Origin of the sequence: Sediminibacillus massiliensis (assembly GCF_900156915.1) — a bacterium.
GTDB classification, from domain to species: domain Bacteria; phylum Bacillota; class Bacilli; order Bacillales; family Amphibacillaceae; genus Sediminibacillus_A; species Sediminibacillus_A massiliensis.
Map to the genome: position 1 here is coordinate 4,209,080 of NZ_LT732535.1, position 18,683 is coordinate 4,227,762.

The 18,683-nt window shown below is 43.1% G+C and carries 18 protein-coding genes; 10 read left to right on the forward strand and 8 right to left on the reverse strand.

Features of this window, described 5'->3' with window-relative positions; translation table 11 throughout:
* Positions 1–124 precede the first annotated feature (124 nt).
* Positions 125–1,072, reverse strand: coding sequence for a 1,4-dihydroxy-2-naphthoate polyprenyltransferase (locus CZ434_RS21500; RefSeq protein WP_077624997.1), 948 nt, complete (start codon positions 1,070–1,072; stop codon positions 125–127).
* Between the two features lie 339 nt (positions 1,073–1,411).
* On the opposite strand from CZ434_RS21500, the gene CZ434_RS21505 reads away from it, so the two are divergent.
* The 5 genes from CZ434_RS21505 (at position 1,412) to CZ434_RS21525 (ending at position 7,849) form a co-directional block, all read left to right on the forward strand.
* A complete protein-coding gene (locus CZ434_RS21505; RefSeq protein WP_077624998.1) occupies positions 1,412–2,821 on the forward strand; it encodes an isochorismate synthase in 1,410 nt (469 codons plus the stop codon).
* Positions 2,800–4,548 (forward strand): 2-succinyl-5-enolpyruvyl-6-hydroxy-3-cyclohexene-1-carboxylic-acid synthase, encoded by a 1,749-nt coding sequence (gene menD / locus CZ434_RS21510; protein WP_077624999.1) that lies wholly within the window; start codon positions 2,800–2,802, stop codon positions 4,546–4,548. The genes CZ434_RS21505 and menD overlap by 22 nt, the downstream gene beginning before the upstream one ends.
* Positions 4,548–5,354 carry a 2-succinyl-6-hydroxy-2,4-cyclohexadiene-1-carboxylate synthase gene (gene menH / locus CZ434_RS21515; protein WP_245831045.1) on the forward strand — a complete coding sequence of 269 codons (807 nt, stop codon included), beginning with the start codon at positions 4,548–4,550 and terminating at the stop codon, positions 5,352–5,354. The genes menD and menH overlap by 1 nt, the downstream gene beginning before the upstream one ends.
* Positions 5,355–5,397: 43 nt before the next feature.
* Entirely contained in the window at positions 5,398–6,216 is an 819-nt protein-coding gene (gene menB / locus CZ434_RS21520; protein ID WP_077625001.1) for a 1,4-dihydroxy-2-naphthoyl-CoA synthase, read from the forward strand.
* A gap of 160 nt (positions 6,217–6,376) precedes the next feature.
* On the forward strand, positions 6,377–7,849 hold the full coding sequence (locus tag CZ434_RS21525; protein WP_077625002.1) for an o-succinylbenzoate--CoA ligase: 1,473 nt from the start codon (positions 6,377–6,379) through the stop codon (positions 7,847–7,849).
* Between the two features lie 18 nt (positions 7,850–7,867).
* On the opposite strand, the gene CZ434_RS21530 is transcribed toward CZ434_RS21525, so the two are convergent.
* Positions 7,868–9,109, reverse strand: a complete 1,242-nt coding sequence (locus CZ434_RS21530) for a DNA polymerase IV (protein WP_077625300.1) — start codon at positions 9,107–9,109, stop codon at positions 7,868–7,870.
* A gap of 183 nt (positions 9,110–9,292) precedes the next feature.
* Between CZ434_RS21530 and CZ434_RS21535 the strand changes: the two genes are divergently transcribed.
* Together CZ434_RS21535 and CZ434_RS21540 are read left to right on the forward strand one after the other, a co-directional pair.
* Positions 9,293–10,393, forward strand: coding sequence for a nitric oxide synthase oxygenase (locus CZ434_RS21535; RefSeq protein WP_077625003.1), 1,101 nt, complete (start codon positions 9,293–9,295; stop codon positions 10,391–10,393).
* A gap of 166 nt (positions 10,394–10,559) precedes the next feature.
* Positions 10,560–11,411, forward strand: coding sequence for an ABC transporter ATP-binding protein (locus CZ434_RS21540; RefSeq protein ID WP_077625004.1), 852 nt, complete (start codon positions 10,560–10,562; stop codon positions 11,409–11,411).
* Between the two features lie 62 nt (positions 11,412–11,473).
* Here the strand turns inward: CZ434_RS21540 and CZ434_RS21545 are convergent, their stop codons facing one another.
* Entirely contained in the window at positions 11,474–11,713 is a 240-nt protein-coding gene (locus tag CZ434_RS21545) for a DUF6154 family protein (protein ID WP_077625005.1), read from the reverse strand.
* 109 nt (positions 11,714–11,822) lie between these two features.
* Between CZ434_RS21545 and CZ434_RS21550 the strand changes: the two genes are divergently transcribed.
* Positions 11,823–12,134, forward strand: coding sequence for a hydrolase (locus CZ434_RS21550; protein ID WP_077625006.1), 312 nt, complete (start codon positions 11,823–11,825; stop codon positions 12,132–12,134).
* Between the two features lie 38 nt (positions 12,135–12,172).
* Here the strand turns inward: CZ434_RS21550 and CZ434_RS21555 are convergent, their stop codons facing one another.
* A complete protein-coding gene (locus tag CZ434_RS21555; RefSeq protein WP_077625007.1) occupies positions 12,173–12,967 on the reverse strand; it encodes a DUF6612 family protein in 795 nt (264 codons plus the stop codon).
* A gap of 168 nt (positions 12,968–13,135) precedes the next feature.
* Here CZ434_RS21555 and CZ434_RS21560 point away from each other — a divergent pair, with 168 nt between their 5' ends.
* Both CZ434_RS21560 and ytkD read left to right on the forward strand, forming a co-directional pair.
* Positions 13,136–13,723 carry a hypothetical protein gene (locus CZ434_RS21560; protein ID WP_077625008.1) on the forward strand — a complete coding sequence of 196 codons (588 nt, stop codon included), beginning with the start codon at positions 13,136–13,138 and terminating at the stop codon, positions 13,721–13,723.
* Between the two features lie 29 nt (positions 13,724–13,752).
* On the forward strand, positions 13,753–14,226 hold the full coding sequence (gene ytkD / locus CZ434_RS21565) for an RNA deprotection pyrophosphohydrolase (RefSeq protein WP_077625009.1): 474 nt from the start codon (positions 13,753–13,755) through the stop codon (positions 14,224–14,226).
* A 54-nt stretch (positions 14,227–14,280) separates the two neighbouring features.
* Here ytkD and CZ434_RS21570 read toward each other — a convergent pair whose 3' ends face one another.
* The 4 genes from CZ434_RS21570 to pckA form a co-directional block, all read right to left on the reverse strand.
* Positions 14,281–15,075, reverse strand: a complete 795-nt coding sequence (locus CZ434_RS21570) for an ABC transporter permease (RefSeq protein ID WP_077625301.1) — start codon at positions 15,073–15,075, stop codon at positions 14,281–14,283.
* Complete coding sequence (locus tag CZ434_RS21575) at positions 15,065–15,847, reverse strand: ABC transporter ATP-binding protein (protein ID WP_077625010.1); 783 nt, start codon at positions 15,845–15,847, stop codon at positions 15,065–15,067. The genes CZ434_RS21570 and CZ434_RS21575 overlap by 11 nt, the downstream gene beginning before the upstream one ends.
* A gap of 11 nt (positions 15,848–15,858) precedes the next feature.
* Positions 15,859–16,851, reverse strand: coding sequence for an ABC transporter substrate-binding protein (locus CZ434_RS21580; protein ID WP_077625011.1), 993 nt, complete (start codon positions 16,849–16,851; stop codon positions 15,859–15,861).
* 129 nt (positions 16,852–16,980) lie between these two features.
* Positions 16,981–18,564, reverse strand: a complete 1,584-nt coding sequence (pckA, locus tag CZ434_RS21585; protein WP_077625012.1) for a phosphoenolpyruvate carboxykinase (ATP) — start codon at positions 18,562–18,564, stop codon at positions 16,981–16,983.
* Positions 18,565–18,683: the final 119 nt, after the last annotated feature.

The window sequence follows — 18,683 nt, forward strand, 5'->3', positions numbered from 1 at the left end:
CAAAAAGGATGGAAGGAAGTTCCGTTAAGTGAAGTTAGTTATGTCGCAGTTTATAGATATTGTGCAATAGAGCGTTCTATTAAGTGAATTTAAAAAAAGACAAGGGGCCGCCTTGTCTTTTGTGTTATAAAGATAATGGTATGAAATAGTGCACTAGCAAAGATAAGCCTAACATAATTCCAAAAATAGTATTGGTCTGCGCGGTTGCTTTCATAGCTGGCATCATTTCCAGGTTTGTTGATTTTCCTTTAAACCCATTAACCGCTATTCTGGCTTTCTTGATTCCAATCAATGTAATTAACGACCATACTGGCAAAATACCAGTCAAGACGAAAATAGCCATAAAAACATAGCTGGCAATGAACAAAGACCCTAGAAACTTAATCGCATTCTGCCGGCCGATAAGGATGGCAATTGTTTTTCGCCCATTTTCCTTGTCGCCTTCCAAGTCTCTTATGTTATTGGATAACATAATGGTCCCGATCAATATTGCTACCGGGATCGAAATCAATAATACATCACCAGTAAGTGTCATCGTTTGGATATAATAACTGATGGCGATGATGACTGTTCCCATAAAGAAACCTGCTACAAGTTCGCCGAAAGGGGTATATGCAATTGGGTAGGGTCCACCGGTATAGAGATATCCGCAAAGCATCGATACAATTCCGACACCTGCAATCCACCAACTGGAAGATATACAGATGTAAACTCCAAGGAGTATTGCTGCTCCAAAGAAACTCAATGCAAGGGTAAGCACGGTTTTTGGTGAAACTCCATCGCGAACGATGGTTCCGCCAATCCCCACCGATTGTTCTGTGTCAAGCCCTCTAACATAATCATAATACTCATTGAACATATTCGTTGCAGCTTGGATCAGCATCGACGCAATAAGCATGGCAAGGAATAAAAACAAATTGATAGAATCGTCTAAAGCAGCAACCATCGTACCTACAAAAACGGGAACAAAAGATGCTGTCAGTGTATGGGGCCGCAATAATCTCCACCATATTTGAAACCCTGCTTTTTCATTAAGGGCGCTGCTGATTGCTTTTTTATCAAGGGACTGCATTTTTCTTTCTCTCCTTAATTTAATGCCTGGAAAAGTTGGTACATCATATTAAGTTTATGGAAACACGGAATTGGTGTCAATTGTCAGGTGAGATAATTTATTAGGAATTAGTACCAATTGTTGAGAAACGGCGAAAAAGAGAATAAAATAGATATGGAGAACTTACTACTTCCAAGAAGAACTGAGCAAAGATTACTTGCTTTTATATACAATGAGTTATAATTTAAATAAATGCGTTTATGGAACGAAAGGAGTACCGCACAAAATTTTAAAATAGGCGGTTTTTTTCCATGTAGTAAAAGAGATACTTCTCCTTATTGATACTGGAGGGAAGCAAACATGATTCAAACAGAAATAGATAAGCTGGATTCAGCTTTTGAAGAAGCCATAGCAACTGCTAAGACAACACGCAGACCTCAATTATTGAGTGTCACGGAACCCATAGATCAAATTGATCCCATTTTATTCTTCGAGAATGCCGGACAGGTGGAGGGCGGCCGTGTTTTCTGGAAAAGCGCGGATGAAGATTTTTGGCTAGCTGGTGCTGGAGAGGCCTATGCTCTGGAAGCTGACAGCAATCGATTCACACAAATAGAAGAACAATGGACAGACATACTTTCTAACGCAATCATTGCCAATTCAAGGCGTCTGCCGGGCACTGGGCCGATTGCTTTCGGAGGTTTTTCCTTTGATCCAGATAAACCGAAAACTTCATTATGGAAAGATTTTCAAGGCAGCCAGTTTCGGGTGCCTGCTTATTTGCTGTCTGTCATAAACGGAGAATGTTTCTTTACTATCAACATTCTTGTTTGTGACCATGATCATTCCGGACAATTGGCTTTCCAGGTGGAGAAAACGAAACAAATGCTTTTCAGTCGGGCAGCAGTTGAACACGAAGGACCTGAAATTGAACGGGTGAAAGAGATTGATCCGGACATTTGGAAACAACTTGTCGGCCAGACTACAGACAAAATTAAAAATTCAGACATCGAAAAGATTGTACTGGCGAGGGAGCTTCGTGTTTATTTTCAAGATTCAGTGAAGCTTTCTGCTGTCTTGGACAAGTTGGTCGAAGCACAAACGAACAGTTATGTTTTCGCTTTTGAAAATGGCAAAGACTGCTTTCTTGGGGCATCTCCTGAGAGGTTGGTGAAAGTAGAAGAACGCCGGTTGTTATCCACCTGTCTAGCCGGAACAGCTCCACGTGGTGATACAGAGGGAGAAGACAGGGAAATTGGATATACGCTTCTACATGATCAAAAAAATCTTCATGAACATCGTTTTGTCGTAGAAATGATACGTGAGGCTGTAGAAGCTTGCTGTCGGAATGTGAAAGTTCCCGATGAGCCTGTTCTTTACCCATTGAAGAATTTGCAGCATCTTTATACGCCGGTTGAAGCCGAATTGGATAGCAAGTTTTCTATCTTGGACGTGGTGAAACGTCTTCACCCGACTCCTGCACTCGGCGGTAAACCACGAATGCAGTCCATGAAATTTATCCGAGAAGATGAGCAGCTTGACAGAGGTTGGTACGGAGCTCCGGTCGGGTGGATGGATCCTTACCAGAACGGCGAGTTTGCAGTTGCGATCAGGTCGGCTCTTATTCAGGAAAGTGAAGCTTCGTTATTTGCAGGGTGCGGGGTTGTGAAAGATTCCCTCCCCGAGGAAGAATATGAGGAAACCAATATAAAATTTACACCAATGCTGTCCGTGCTAGGGGGCCAATCATGGATCACACAGAAACATTAACAAGATATACAACGAACTTTGTAGACGAATTAGTCAACAACGGAATCGAAGACGTGGTCATATCGCCGGGTTCCCGTTCGACTCCTCTGGCAATGACTTTTGCGGAGAACAAAAATATCAAACATTGGGTTAACATGGATGAACGGTCAGCTGCATTCTTTGCCTTGGGCATGGCTAAACAGCAGCGAAAGCCAGTTGTCCTCGTTTGTACTTCTGGTACTGCGGCTGCCAATTACTTCCCGGCTATCGTCGAGGCCCATTACAGTAGAGTTCCTTTACTGGTATTAACTGCAGACCGTCCCCATGAACTGCGGGATGTGGGAGCCCCTCAGGCCATCGAGCAAATCAACCTTTACGGCAATTATGTAAAATGGTTTCACGAAATGGCACTTCCAGAAGGTGCCCCTGTTATGCTCGACTATGTGAGAAGTAAAGCTGCCAGAGCAGTAAATGTTGCCAAACAAGGTAATGCCGGCCCGGTTCACCTCAATTTTCCATTCAGGGAGCCGCTTGTTCCTGACTTCACTTTACCTGATTTGTGGAAAACTGGTGACAGAGGAGCGTTTCATGAAAGTTACGAAGGGGCACGAGGCCTTTCAGCGTTTCAAGTCGAAGAACTGAACCGGGTTATTTCCCAATACGAAAAGGGATTGATTGTATGCGGACCTCAAACAAGCCCTGAGTTGGCAGATGTGCTAGCAGAATTGTCGAGCAAATGGGGAGTGCCGGTATTGGCCGATCCGTTGTCACAACTTCGTGCCGGCCTGCATGACAAGCAAAACATCATGGAAAGCTATGATGCGGTATTAAAAAGTAAGAAGGTCAGAGACCTGCTGAATCCCCAATTCATCCTCCGTTTCGGAGCGATGCCTGTTTCTAAACCTTATCTTCTGTTTGTAAAGGAACATCCGGAAATAGAGCATTTTGTTGTGGAGGAACATGAAGGGTACAGGGAGCCTGCCGGCACACCTGCACGTTTTATTAATGCTGATCCTGTCGGTGTCTGCAGGCAATTGGCTTCCTCGCAGCCGCCGGCTTTTGACAAGCAGTGGCTTGATTTGTGGAAGTCGATGAACGAGACAGCCAAAAACCAACTGCTTGTCGACAAAGAGTCGGATCATCTTACAGAAGGCCATGCAGTTAAGTGGCTTGCCGAGTCGATACCGGATAACAGCACGATTTATGTCGGAAACAGTATGCCAATACGTGATTTAGACACTTTCTTTATGAATTCCCCGAAACAAATCAATATTTTGGGGAACAGAGGAGCAAACGGAATCGACGGTATTACATCCAGTGCTCTCGGGGCTGCCGCACATGGAGAGAAGGTGACCCTGCTTGTAGGTGACTTGTCGTTCTTTCATGACTTCAATGGCTTGCTGCTTGGCAAACAGTACAACATAGATCTTACGGTCGTCATGATCAATAACAACGGTGGAGGGATTTTCTCCTTTTTGCCGCAAGCCAGTCATCCGGATCATTTCGAAGCGGTCTTCGGAACACCTCTTGATATCGATTTCCGACATATCGTGAAGATGTATCAAGGGACGTATGCAAACCCTGACTCTTGGAATGGATTCAGTCAGGCTTTGACCGAAAGTTACCAGCATACAGGGCTTTCTGTTATTGAGATAAATACAGATCGTACCGAAAACGTTAACTGGCATCGAGCTAAATGGGCAACTGTCGAAGAACATTTGCTTCGGTTTTTGGAAGGAAGGTTGTAGTGTACACGTCTGTTGGCGAACATAGCTATTGGATAAAGGATACCGGCAGAGGCCCTGCTGTGTTATTGCTTCACGGGTTTACGGGCACATCCGGAACATGGGACGCTGTGATAGAGAAGTTGGAACCAAACTTCCGGGTCCTGGTGATTGACCTTCCCGGGCATGGCTTGACCAGGACGAACGGTATAGTTGGAATGGAATTGTTTTGTGAACACTTGTGTACTTTGCTGGATTTGTGGAATGTTCCACGTGTTCATTTGATTGGTTATTCCCTTGGCGGACGGACAGCCTTGTCTTTTGCGAGCTTCTACCCTGACAGGGTTTCTTCCATAGTCCTCGAGAGTTCTTCCCCGGGACTTGCAGACAACGTTGAACGGCTGGACAGGAAGTACAGGGACGAGGTATTGGCCGACCGACTGGAAGAAGACGGTTTGGAAGCTTTCGTTGATTATTGGGAAAACATTCCTTTGTTCGACTCACAAAAGAAACTCCCTGCTATAGTCAGAGAGCGAATCCGCCGGGAGAGGCTCGGACAAACCGAAACAGGCCTGGCCAATTCACTGCGGGGAATGGGAACCGGGGCTCAGCCCTCCTGGTGGGATACCTTACATAGCATTTCTTTTCCAGTACTCATTTTGGCTGGTGAATTGGATGAGAAGTTTGCTGCCATTGGCAAACGGATGAACCAACTAATCCCAAACAGCATTTTGAAAACAATACCGGATACGGGTCATGCAATTCATGTGGAACAACCGGCAAAATTTGTTACAATAGTAAATGGTTTCTTGCAGAAACTTGTCGATTAAGCAGTAAGCAAATAGTTTTTTATAAGGAAATGGAGGAATAATTATGGCATTTGATTGGGTGTCTGAAAGAGAATATGATGATATTCTTTATGAAACTTATAATGGGATTGCAAAAATCACCATTAACCGTCCGGAAGTACGAAACGCCTTCCGTCCTCAAACAGTTAATGAATTGATTGATGCATTTATGCGTGCACGGGACAACTCGGATATCGGCGTTATTGTCCTTGCAGGCGCAGGAGACGATGCCTTCTGTTCAGGCGGAGACCAAAAGGTACGCGGGCATGGAGGATATGTAGGGGACGATGAGATTCCAAGGCTGAATGTTCTGGATCTACAGCGTCTTATCCGCGTGATTCCTAAGCCGGTTGTGGCGATGGTTTCTGGATATGCTATCGGAGGCGGCCATGTCTTACATGTCGTTTGTGATTTGACGATCGCTGCAGATAATGCTGTTTTTGGACAAACAGGACCTAAGGTTGGAAGCTTTGATGCCGGTTATGGTGCTGGTCTGCTTGCCAGAATCGTCGGTCATAAGAAAGCGAGAGAAATTTGGTACTTGTGCCGCCAGTATAGTGCAAAAGAAGCGGAAGAAATGGGCTTGGTAAATACTGTGGTTCCATTGGAGCAGCTGGAAGCCGAAACAGTACAATGGTGTGAAGAGATGCTTGAAAAATCCCCAACAGCTCTTCGGTTCTTGAAAGCTTCATTCAATGCCGATACAGATGGTCTAGCAGGACTTCAGCAAATGGGCGGAGATGCTACGCTGTTGTATTACACTACTGATGAGGCCAAAGAAGGAAGAGATGCCTTCAAGGAGAAGCGGAAACCTGACTTCAAACAGTTCCCTCGTTTCCCTTGATTTCGTGTCAGTTACGCCTGGATACAAGTTATCCAGGCGTTTTCTATAGCATGGATAGAAGAAAGCCTTCTGGGTTCATCCTGTCAATGCATTTTTCTCCATGGTATAGAGAATACTCCGCAGTTTTTATTAAATGTTTTCAGAAAGGATCCGAGTAATTATGTCAGAAGTTATTCCACATTGGTTAGACAAACAAGCAGATCTCTCTCCGGATGGGATTGCTATCGAAACACCGGAAGAAAAATGGACTTTTTTACAACTAAAAAAACAATCCCGTAACTATGCCATGAAACTGGCCGCGCACGGAGTTACAGCCAGGGATCATGTAGCAATTTTGTCCACTAACTGTATCGAAATGGTTGTCGCTGTCCATGCCTTATCCTATCTTGGAGCGGTTGCGGTCATGATAAATACCAGGTTGTCGCCTTCAGAGATTGCTTATCAATTGGAAGACGCGAATGTTTCCTGTTTGCTATACAGAGAATCGCTGGACGGGCTGGCAAATGATTCCGTAGAGGCGATGGAGGCTCCTGTATTCGCTTATGGATTTAAAGCGATTGATCGACAAGAGGCCGTTGAAGTCAATTTGAAGCACGAATTGGAATTGGGTGAATTGTTCACAATCATTTATACTTCGGGTACGACCGGTTTCCCGAAAGGGGTGGAGCATACCTTTGGAAACCATTGGTGGAGCGCCGTTTCCTCTGCCTTGAATCTGGGATTGAGTGATCAGGATAAGTGGCTGTCAGCTCTTCCGTTATTCCATGTAGGCGGCTTGTCAGTACTCGTTAAAAGCGTCGTTTACGGGATGCCTGTTTATTTGCTCGAGAAATTTGAGGTAGATAAGGTTCATCATGCGATCATGGCAGAAAATGTGACGATAGTATCTGTCGTTTCAGTGATGCTCGAGCGGCTCATCGAAAAGCTGGGCAGCGACAATTATCCTGATCAGTTTCGGTGCATGCTGCTCGGGGGAGGGCCTGCCTCTGCAACCTTGCTGGGGAAAGCAAAACAACATGGAATTCCCATTTTTCAAACTTATGGTATGACAGAAACAAGCTCGCAAATTGTCACGCTGAGCCCGAAATATGCTTTAGAAAAACTTGGATCGGCCGGGAAAGCTCTCGTACCCGCACAAATGAAAATAGTAAAAGAAAACCGTATATCCATACCCTATATGGTTGGAGAGATTTTTGTGAAAGGGCCCATGGTAACGAAAGGTTACTACAACAATCCGTCAGCCAATGAAAAAACATTCTTGGATGGATGGCTCGGTACCGGCGATTTAGGTTATGTCGATGAAGATGGTTTTTTATACGTGAAGGATCGCCGCACCGATCTCATCATTTCTGGGGGAGAAAACATATACCCTGCAGAAATTGAAGCAGTCCTCGGGGGGATGGAAGGTATTAGGGAAGCCGGTGTGATTGGGATGGAAGACAGTCAATGGGGACAAGTCCCGGCCGCTTTTGTTGTGAAGACAGATGCATCTCTGAGTGAGGCCGGTATTCTGGACTTTTGCTCGAAACGACTTGCAAAATATAAAGTTCCAAAGCGAGTTTACTTTATCGATGCCTTGCCAAGGAACGCTTCCAATAAAATAGTCAGGCAAAAACTGAAGGAATTGCTCTGACATAAGGGCGGCGATGAACTATGCTTTATGGCCGCCGATTTTTTGGCTGCGCTCGAGTGTTATTCCGATTTCTGTAAAACTTGTGGCTCTTAACAGAGAAGCTGATCCGTATTTGTCCCTGATTTTGTCCATCACATAGCCGAGATCTTTTTGTTTGGTCCTGTCTTCAAACAGGTCGAGTTGTGTTTCCTCATCCTCGTACAGATTGTCAAGGGTGACGAACACACGCCGGACTTTGCTTTCGCGGTCATAGAACTCGTTGAAAAGCTGCATGCACACATTGTAGATTTCCATCGTCGTATTGGTGGGAAGATCGATAGACCTTGACCGGTTAAATCCGCCCCCCGTTTCTTGAGAATAACCAATTCCTAGGTGAATAGTTCTGCCGCTTTTTCGGGCTGTTCTTGCTCTGCGGCAGACTTCCTCACAAAGGTCGAGGATAGAGGCAAATACCTCATCGCCGTGATAATCGCGTAAAAGGGTGATACCATGGCCGAACCCTTTCTGCTCCTGTTTTTGGAAATTGCTGATAACTGGGCTTAAGTCCACTCCCCATGCATGCCAGTATAATTGTTCACCCATGATTCCGAATCGCTTTTTCAATCGTTCTGCAGGAAAGTTTGCCAGTTGCCCCAACGTAACGATGCCCATTCGGTTGAGATTCCGCATCATTCTGGAGCCGATTCCCCAAATATCTTCCACCGGAACAGGCCAAAGCTTTTCAGGGACATCTTCATAAGTGCATTCGGCAATCCCTGCTTTTTTAGCATACAGATCCATGACCACTTTCGCTAAAAATTTGTTGTCTCCTATTCCGATCGAACAGGTCAGCCCCATGGTTTCATACAATTCCTTTTTGATCATCCGGGCCACGTTCCAACGGTTGCCATATAATTTTTCCAAACCGTTGACAGTCACCCACAACTCATCCACTGAATATTGGTGGATGGCTTCTTTCGGTACATACTGATTGACCAGCTTGGTGATTTCAAGCGAGACTTTCAAATAATCTCCCATTTTCGCTTCCACTATGTAAATATCCGGATCATCCGGAAGCTCGAAAAACCTGCTGACATTTTTGACCCCATGCTTTTGTTTGAGGGCGGGAGAGGCTGCCAGAATGATACTGCCAGAGCGGTTTTTGTCACCGACGACTGCGAGCATATCTGTCATTGGATCCAATCCAAGTTTTACACATTCTACACTGGCATAAAAAGATCTCATATCAATGCATAAGACGTCATTCCGTGCAAGCTGCATCGTTTCGGTTATCAATTAAATCCCTCCTCTCTATAAAGAACGTGTGTTCGTATATTATAATATTACCCATATATTGATATTTAAACAATGTTAATTTGTGGTAAGCACACCATCCAAAGGAACGTATCTTTTCAAAGGCACCGAGAAAATTGATATGATGGAAAAGATGAGAGGGGAATCACCATGAAACAACAAAATTCACCTGATAAGCATTATTTGCTGGAGGAAGCTGCGACGTTTATCCGGAATTCTTGTGCCGAACGGAATGCCGAAGCGGAAGCTGAACCACGGATTAGGGATGCAGCAATTCAGATAGAAGCGCAAGGATATTATGAGCATACGTGGCAGGAGTTGGAACAAGGAGCCAAAGCGGCATGGCGGAACTCAAACAAATGTATAGGAAGGTTGTTTTGGGACAGGCTCCAGGTGATTGATGGAAGAGGCATAAGAAGAGAAGAAGAAATAGTGGACAAACTGTTGGAGCATATCAAGAAAGCGGCAAATCACGGGAAAATCCAACCAATGATTACGGTTTTTGATCCGCATAAGCCAAACCAGGATTCCTTACGAATCTGGAACCATCAGTTATTAAGGTACGCAGGTTATGAAACGGCAGATGGCATCATAGGGGATCCTGATTCGATAGAATTCACCAAAGCCTGCATCGAGCTGGGATGGCAGGGAAAAGGAAGCCACTTTGATTTACTTCCATTAGTAGTCCAAAAAGGGAACAAGCCGCCTTATTGGAGGGAAATACCCTCAGATATCGTTCTGGAAGTGCCAATCGAGCATGATAAGTACTCCTTATTTGGTAATTTCGAAGTGAAATGGTATGGTGTGCCGATTATTTCTGATATGTCTATGGAAATAGGCGGAATAGTTTATCCTTGTGCGCCTTTCAATGGCTGGTACATGGGAACAGAAATAGGGGCTCGTAACCTAGCTGATGAAAAACGGTACAATTTACTGCCGTTGGTAGCAGAAAGCCTGGGATTGGATACAAAGAGAAACAGCTCACTCTGGAAAGATGAAGCGATGCTGGAATTGAATAAAGCGGTATTGAATTCATTTAAGAAACATGGAGTTAACATTGTCGACCACCATACTGCTGCAAGCCAGTTTAGGATATTCGAGCAAAAAGAACAGATGGCGGGAAGGAAGGTTACAGGCCAATGGAGCTGGCTAATACCACCTATGTCTCCGTCAGCTACGCACATCTTTCATAAAAGATATGACAATACGTTGATAAAACCCAATTACTTTTATCAATCAAAGCCATTTTAAGCGAACAATACGCGAAATAATTATAAACTCAATTGATAAAGATTCTCAAAATCATTGACTAAATAAAGCAAACCAAATAAACTAGGGATAGTGCAAAGTCAAATCGGATTTGAATAATTAATTAATATACAGGGTGAAAGCATCGCTCGTAAGGGAGAGATTGCAAATGGAAACATTGACAGCTAAAGACTTAACCCTCGGCTATGGAGAGGAAATCATCATTGATGATTTGAATATTACTATTCCCAAAGGGGAAATCACGGTCTTTATCGGTGGGAATGGTTGCGGGAAATCGACCTTGCTCCGATCTATGGCCCGCCTGTTGAAGCCAAAAGAAGGCGGAGTGATTCTTCAAGGGGAAGATATTGCAAAAATGCCGACAAAAGAAGTCGCCAAAAAGCTGGCTATTCTTCCGCAAAGCCCGGTAAGCCCTGAGGGGTTAACTGTACATGATTTAGTAAAACAAGGCAGACATCCATATAAGAGTATGTTCAAAAAATGGTCGGAAGATGATGATAAAGCTGTTAATGAAGCTTTACAGGCAACAAATATGTTGGACCTGAAAGACCGCCCTGTAGATTCTTTATCAGGCGGCCAGCGTCAACGGGCTTGGATTGCGATGACCTTAGCGCAAAAAACGGAAACCATTTTACTGGACGAACCAACTACTTATTTAGACATGACACACCAGATTGACATTCTCGATCTGCTGTTCGAACTGAATGAAAGAGACGGACGTACAGTGGTTATGGTTCTTCACGATTTAAACTTGGCTTGCCGATACGCCCATCACATCGTTGCGATAAAAGATAAACAAGTCTATGCCCAAGGAAGACCTGAAGAAATAATTAACTGCAATATGGTTCATGATGTCTTTAAAATGAAGTGCGACGTTACTTATGATCCAATGTTCGGTACTCCTATGTGCATTCCCCACGGAAGAGGACGCTGTTTGATTAAGAATGCGGTGGCCGAAGCACAGGCGCAACAACAGAAAGCGGCAGGATCGCTTGCTTGATAATGAAATTTCTACACTCATCGATGCTTAATCGATGGGTGTTTTTTTGATTTGCGAATCCTCTAATGCAGGTTTCGACTCTCCGTTTGTGGCACATATTCTCCTGTGATTTTGGTCTCAAGTTGATCATTCAAGTATTTACCGAGCATTTCGTTCAACTCTTCTTTGGGACATCCCTGCATGACTTCCAATAAGTCTTCATGGTCCATTTGCTCCAGGACAGAGCGGATGAACACTTCCAATGAATCTTTATCGTTGAAATGCCGAAGATATAATTCGAACAGGTTGTCAGCGAATTTCATGGTTACCTTCCTTTCGAAAGTTATTTGTAACTTACCATATGCAGAAAGATAGAAATGTTGTTCATAAATTCTTGCAAACAGCGGAAAATTAAAGGGAGGAGGGTGAATGATGGAAAAGAAAAAATATTATGTAAATGTAGGGACACAGGAAATATCCCAATTGCAAGCAGGGAATAACAAGGATTTCACCATATTTGCCACGGAAGACGAGGTTTTTCAGTTAAGGGAACATTTAACAGAAATGTACAACTCGGATGTTAGAGGATTTTGGAGATCGCATGTCCCGATTGATCCCTATCACAACGATAGTCCGAACGATGATTATGATGAAGGGATAATAGAGGCATTCCGGATGCTTCATGAGTTAGGGGATGAAAAGACAAAAGCTCACATCGACAGCATGCAAATATTAAGTGATTGAAAGAAAAGGACCACGACATTGTAGACGTGGTCCCTTGTTTATAGCCCGGGCATTTCCATATCTTCGGCTGAATCTTTGATTTCTTGAGGAACTTCGATTGTTCCAAGTTCATTAAACTTACTATATGTGGCATCCATCTTTTGTGTAAGATTCGTTTTATTGCCTTGTTCGTCGATTTCCATGTCCATATCGACGGTCATCGTTTGAGGATAGTAAGTGTCTTTGCTCAGGGTGAAAGTATAGGTCAGTTTGTTGACCGAAACAGACTCCATCATTTCGTCTGTCAACTGGTCTTCCGGAATAGTTCCACCTAGTTGTTCTTTCATAAGTTCTTGAATGTCAAGCCCGTCTGCATTCAAATTCAAAACGTAGGTATCTTCCGTTTCCTCCAATTCGAAATCCTTCACATAATCTTTCAGTAGTTCCATTTGCTCAGCGGGATTCTGTTGCTCTTGCCCGGCCAATTGGTTTAACTGATCGACCAGTTCCTCGGGCCCTTTCACCCATTTTCCCTCGACTGGTTCCTTCATAAAGATTCCTTCTTTAGAATAATACATTTCGATTTCCTGTCCCATCATATCCATTGTCTGATGGAATGCTACAGGGTCCTGCTGCATTTGAGATTGAATAGTCGCGGAAACAGGGATGCTTTCTTCTCCCATCACGATTGATTGTTCCAATTCAGCGTTCATTTCAAAATTTTCTAGTTCTTCATTCGCTTCTAAAGCATTCTGGTAAATATCTTCCAATTCTGCGCTTTCACTTGCAGAACATGCAGTGCCGACAATAAGAACCAATAGCAGGCTGCACGTTGAATAAATCCATTTCTTCATTGGTAAACCCCCTTAGATTTGCTATTACTACACTTACGGTTCAAACAGGATAAGGTTTCATTATCAGGAAAAATTTATTGGTGAATGTGTTTAATGGTTTAATGAAGGGTGGAAAAAGGAAAGGGAAACTATCTTGAACATACACTGAAAAGAGGGGTGTACATCAGCATGAAAAAACAACTGATATCATTTAGTTTACTTAGTATAATTGTGATTATTTCCATAACAGGAATCCATACATACCAAACAGCAAATGGAGACTCTGTTTCTGCGACAACTTTCTTGAACGTTTCTGCCAAAGAGATAACGAAAAAGGATATGCCGATAAGTTCGGAAGCAGGACAGGAGAGAGGAGATCAAGATGAACCATCAAAGACACAAGTCCTCTCCTTGACAGAAAGTTTTATGGATTTACTGGTACAGGATACAGATAAATATTATAAGGTGTATGATTATCATTCCAAACAAGCATTGATCAAGGCTTTTGAATCAATTACTACAACGGAGATAGCAGATAGGTATGTGCAATATTACTATGAAGAAAAGGATGGGGAGCTTTACATAATTCCTACGGAAACACCGCCATGGTTTCAAAGTGACTCAGAATATGAGATGATAAGTGATGAAGAAGACGGTAAGGTTACGATTATCCAGGACAATTACAGTGATATGTATGGACAATATACGTTGGAACTTGAGTTAACCTATAGCCAGCGATGGAAAATAACTAAAATAGACATCACTTCTAATCCATAATTGAGTACTAAAAGGCAGCTGAAAAAATAATGATCACTTTTACAGACTATTATAACAACCAAGTACAGTTATCTTTTGAAAATCATCCTTTTTCAAAGGAGCCGAAGCATGTTTGGGTTGTGTGCCGTTGGAATGACCAATGGTTGTTGACTAAGCATAAAGATAGAGGAATCGAATTCCCCGGAGGCAAGGTGGAAGAAGGCGAGAACCCGGAGGAAGCGGCAATAAGGGAAGTTAACGAAGAGACAGGGGGCATAATAGACAATTTAATTTATATTGGCCAGTACTATGTCGAAGGAAAAGGCGGAAATATCATTAAAAATATTTATTATGCCACAATTGAAAAGGTGATTCGTAAAGATACGTATTATGAAACGGAAGGACCTGTTTTTCTGGAAAAACTTCCAATCAACATAAAGAGTAACCCTGACTTCAGCTTTATGATGAAGGATGAAATACTTCCAAATAGCCTTGGAAAAATCTTTGAACTCTCACAGTTTTAACTGAACTTATAAATGGAAAGGGTGGCCTTCGATATGGAAGGCCACCCTTTCGTATTAGTTATTCTTTATCAACCATTTTTCAAGTTTTTCCACTAGCTTATACATGATGGCTGCAAGGATTGCAATTAATAATAAGCTGTATAAAACTAGTGTGAAGTCGAATACCTGGAATCCATATACAATCAAATAGCCTAAACCTTTAGCGGATACTAGAAATTCTCCTACGATGACTCCTACCCAGGATAGACCGACATTTACTTTCAGTGTCGAGATCATAGTGGGGAAGGTTGCAGGAAGAATTGCTTCTTTAAAACACTGCCACTTTGTAGCTCCGAAGTTCTTTAATACTTTGACGTAATTTGGGTCTACTTCCCGGAAAGCGGAGTAGACAACCAATGTGGTGATAATGATGGAAATAATCGCACCCATGGCAATGATGGAAATATAACCTGGTCCCAGAGCTACGATGATTATTGGACCTAAAGCCACTTTGGGCATGGCATTCAGGACAACAAGATATGGATCAAGAATTCTGGAAAGTCTTTCCGACCACCAGAGGATTGCTGCAAGAATTACCCCAAGTAATGTTCCTAATAAAAAGCCTGCGATGGTTTCCAGCAAGGTTACCTGCAAATGGAACCATAGGGAACCGTCCATTAGCTTTTCTTTAAACAAGGAGCCGACCTTGGAAGGTGAACTGAAAATGAGTGGATCTATCCATTTTAGCCTGCTTGTTGTCTCCCAAAGAACAAAAAAAGTTACAAAAATGGTTATTTGCCAAAATAGGATGGTTTTACTCTCTGCCTTTAGTTGCTTCTTGTACTGATTGAAGAGTTCATCATCCGACATCAGGTTTCTTTTCAAGTTTATTCAACTCCTCCCAAATCCGGTCGAACAACAATTGATATTTCATATGTTTTCTGGCTTCGAAAGGCGGAAGATCTCTGATTTCGATTGGCACCTCGAATACTTCTGCAATTTCACCGGGATTTGCCTTCATCAAAAAGATGCGGTCACTCATCGCAATTGCTTCGCCAATATCATGGGTAACCAAAATGGAAGTTTTATGATATTCCTTTAACAGTTTGGAAACAAGATTCTCCAGCTTTAACTTCGTTTGAAAATCAAGCGCAGAAAAGGGCTCATCTAAGAGTAGTAGTTTAGGATCAGTAAGCAGTGTCCTGATCAGTGCCGCACGTTGTCTCATTCCGCCAGACAGAGAGTCAGGGTAGGAATGGATGACTTGGGAAAGGCCGATATCCTGCAGAAATTCAATGGCCTTTTCCTTGATTTCCGGGTTGTCTTTATGTTGAATCTTTGGTCCTGTCAACACATTGTCGAGAATTATTTTCCATGGAAACAAATAGTCTTGCTGAAGCATATATCCGATGGCTGAATTGGAATCCATAACAGGCTGGCCAAGCAGGGTAACCTCCCCACGGGTAGGATTAATAAGACCCGATATTATGGATAGTAAAGTGGTTTTTCCGCAACCACTCGGTCCAAGAAGAGAAATAAAACTCCCTTCTTTCACACTCATTGTCACGTTTTCCAAAACTTTCGCATAACTGTCCTTGTTAAAGTATTGGTGGGATATTTGATTCAAAGTTAAGAAAGTCACTGCGATACCTCCTATTCATTCATCACTTCTTCAGCAATTTCCGTGTTGACAAGATCCTCATAAGGTATGTCTTGAGGAAGTTCGCCTGCTTCATCCATGATATTTTTTAAATTAGCCCACTCTTCTTGGTCAAGTAGGGGATTTTCGGCGAAAGAACCTTGATTGCGGTATCGTTCTACAGATGAAACAATCAATTCCAGCTCTGTATCTTCAAAATAGGGTGCAACAATCTCGGCTACTTCTTCCGCAGAGTGGTCATAGATGAACTTCTGTGCTTTATAAATTGCTTTAGTAAAGCTTTCAGCAGTATCTTGGTTTTCTTCTAGGAAGCTCTTTTTTGCCATGAACACGGTGTATGGAACATGACCGGATTCCTCACCGAATGAAGCGACGATGTACCCATTGCCTTCTTTTTCGAATTTACTAGCTGTCGGTTCGAAAAGCTGTACGTATTCACCCGTACCGGATGTGAATGCACTTGGAATATTGGCAAAGTCTACGTTTTGGATCAGGTTTAAGTCGCTATGCGGGTCAATTCCATGCTGCTTCAATACAAATTCACCGACCATTTGGGGCATACCGCCCTTCCGCTGACCAAGGAAATCACTGTCTTTTAAATCATCCCAGGAAAAATTTTCGTTAGGCTCTTTTGCTACAAGGAATGTTCCGTCAGTCTGGGTCAATTGGGCGAAGTTGATAACGGGGTCATTTGCTCCCCTTGAGGCCACATAAATGGACGTTTCAGATCCTACTAAAGCAATATCTGCGTTATCGGACAAAAGGGCTGTCATTGTCTTGTCCCCGCCCCAAGTTGTTTGGAGCTCGACATCCAATCCTTCCTCTTCAAAGAAACCTTTTTCAATCGCTACATATTGAGGAGCATAAAAGATGCTGCGTGTTACTTCCGCTATTTTGACATTTGTCTTGTTATTAGAAGAACTGCAGGCCGATAGCAGGAGTGCAACAGTGAAAGCTAATATAAATAACACTCTGTACTTCTTCATAGCAGTCAACCTTTCACATAATGATATATTCAGCTAAATTAGTTTATGCACAGCCCAAAAATGTGTGAAAAGCCCAAAAAAAGAGAGTGCGTTATGAATGCACTCTCTGCTTTGAAAAATGTGGCTTTTTCACTTTATTTGAGGCCCTGCTTCTTTAATGGAAGCTTCGACATTCGAAAACTTACGAAAGTTATCTTCGAAGGCAGCGGCAAGATTTTGTGCTTTTTCCTCGTATTCTTTATAATCCTCCCACATTTTCCATGGTTTTAAAAGATCATCCGGGACCCCAGGGCAAGCGGCAGGAATCTGCAATCCGAAATATGGATCGGTTATCGTTTCCGTGTTTGCCAATTCACCTTGAACCGCAACCTTGATCATTGCCCGTGTATAAGAAAGGTTGATTCTTTTTCCTTTACCATAAGCGCCTCCTGTCCATCCAGTATTGACAAGGAAGACATCGACATTGTGAGCACCGATTTTTTCACCAAGCATCCTGGCGTAAACAGTTGGGTCCAAAGGGAGGAATGGGGCTCCGAAACACGCAGAAAAGGTGGTCATCGGTTCAGTGATGCCGCGTTCTGTACCCGCCAGTTTGCTCGTGTATCCACTAAGGAAGTGATACATTGCCTGATCGGTGGTAAGTTTACTGACAGGGGGTAACACACCAAATGCGTCTGCGGTCAGGAATATGATCGTGTTAGGATTTCCGCCCATACTTGGCAGCTTGATATTGTCCATGTTTGTTAAAGGATAAGCTGCCCGGGTATTTTCTGTTAAACTGGTGTCCGTGTATTCTGGAATGTTCTCGTCGTCACAGAGGACGTTCTCCAGGATAGCTCCCGATCTGATGGAGTCGTAGATTTGCGGTTCATTCTGTCTGCTGAGCCCGGCGCATTTGGCATAACAGCCGCCCTCGATGTTGAAAATTCCACTCGCGCTCCATCCGTGTTCATCATCACCAATCAATCGGCGTTCCGGGTCTGCAGAGAGGGTGGTTTTTCCCGTACCAGACAGACCGAAAAAAAGAGCAACATCATCTGACTCTCCAATATTCGCAGAACAGTGCATCGGTAGTATGTTCTGCTGTGGGAGAAGGTAATTCATCACCGAAAACACCGACTTTTTTATTTCCCCGGCATATTCCGTACCTCCGATCAGAATGACTCTATCGGTGAAGGAAATAATGATAAAAGCTTCTGACTGGGTACCATCGATGGACGGATCTGCTTTAAAAGATGGAGCTGAAATTACTGAAAACTGTGCTTTGTGGTCACGTAATTCCTGGGGTTGGGGCCTGATGAACAATTGTCTCGCAAATAAATTGTGCCAGGCATATTCTGTGATGACTTTGATGGGGAGTTGATGCTGTTGATCGGCACCTGCCAATCCGTCAAAAATAAAAAATTCATCTTTCTTCTGTAAATGCTGTACAACTTTTTTATAGAGTAAATCAAAATTCCCTTTACTGAAGGGTTTATTGACAGACCCCCAGTTGATTTGGCTGGAATGTGGTTCCTCATCTACGATGAATTTGTCGTTAGGGGAGCGTCCGGTGTATTTACCTGTCGACACACATACGGCTCCAGTGGAGGTTAGAATTCCCTCGTTTCTCTTTAATATCTTATGTTCTAGTGCCTCCGCAGATAAGTTCTCTTGTCGATTGCTCATACTTAAAAGCTTCTTTTGGAAATTCTTCTCCTCTATTTTGCCCATTCTTCCACATCCTTTACAATGTTAGAGTTTGTGCCGAAGACATGATGGCTGAATGTGTGATTAGTATAACACAAATAACCAATTGCAACATACTTGTCTATCGATTAATTCATAGTTAC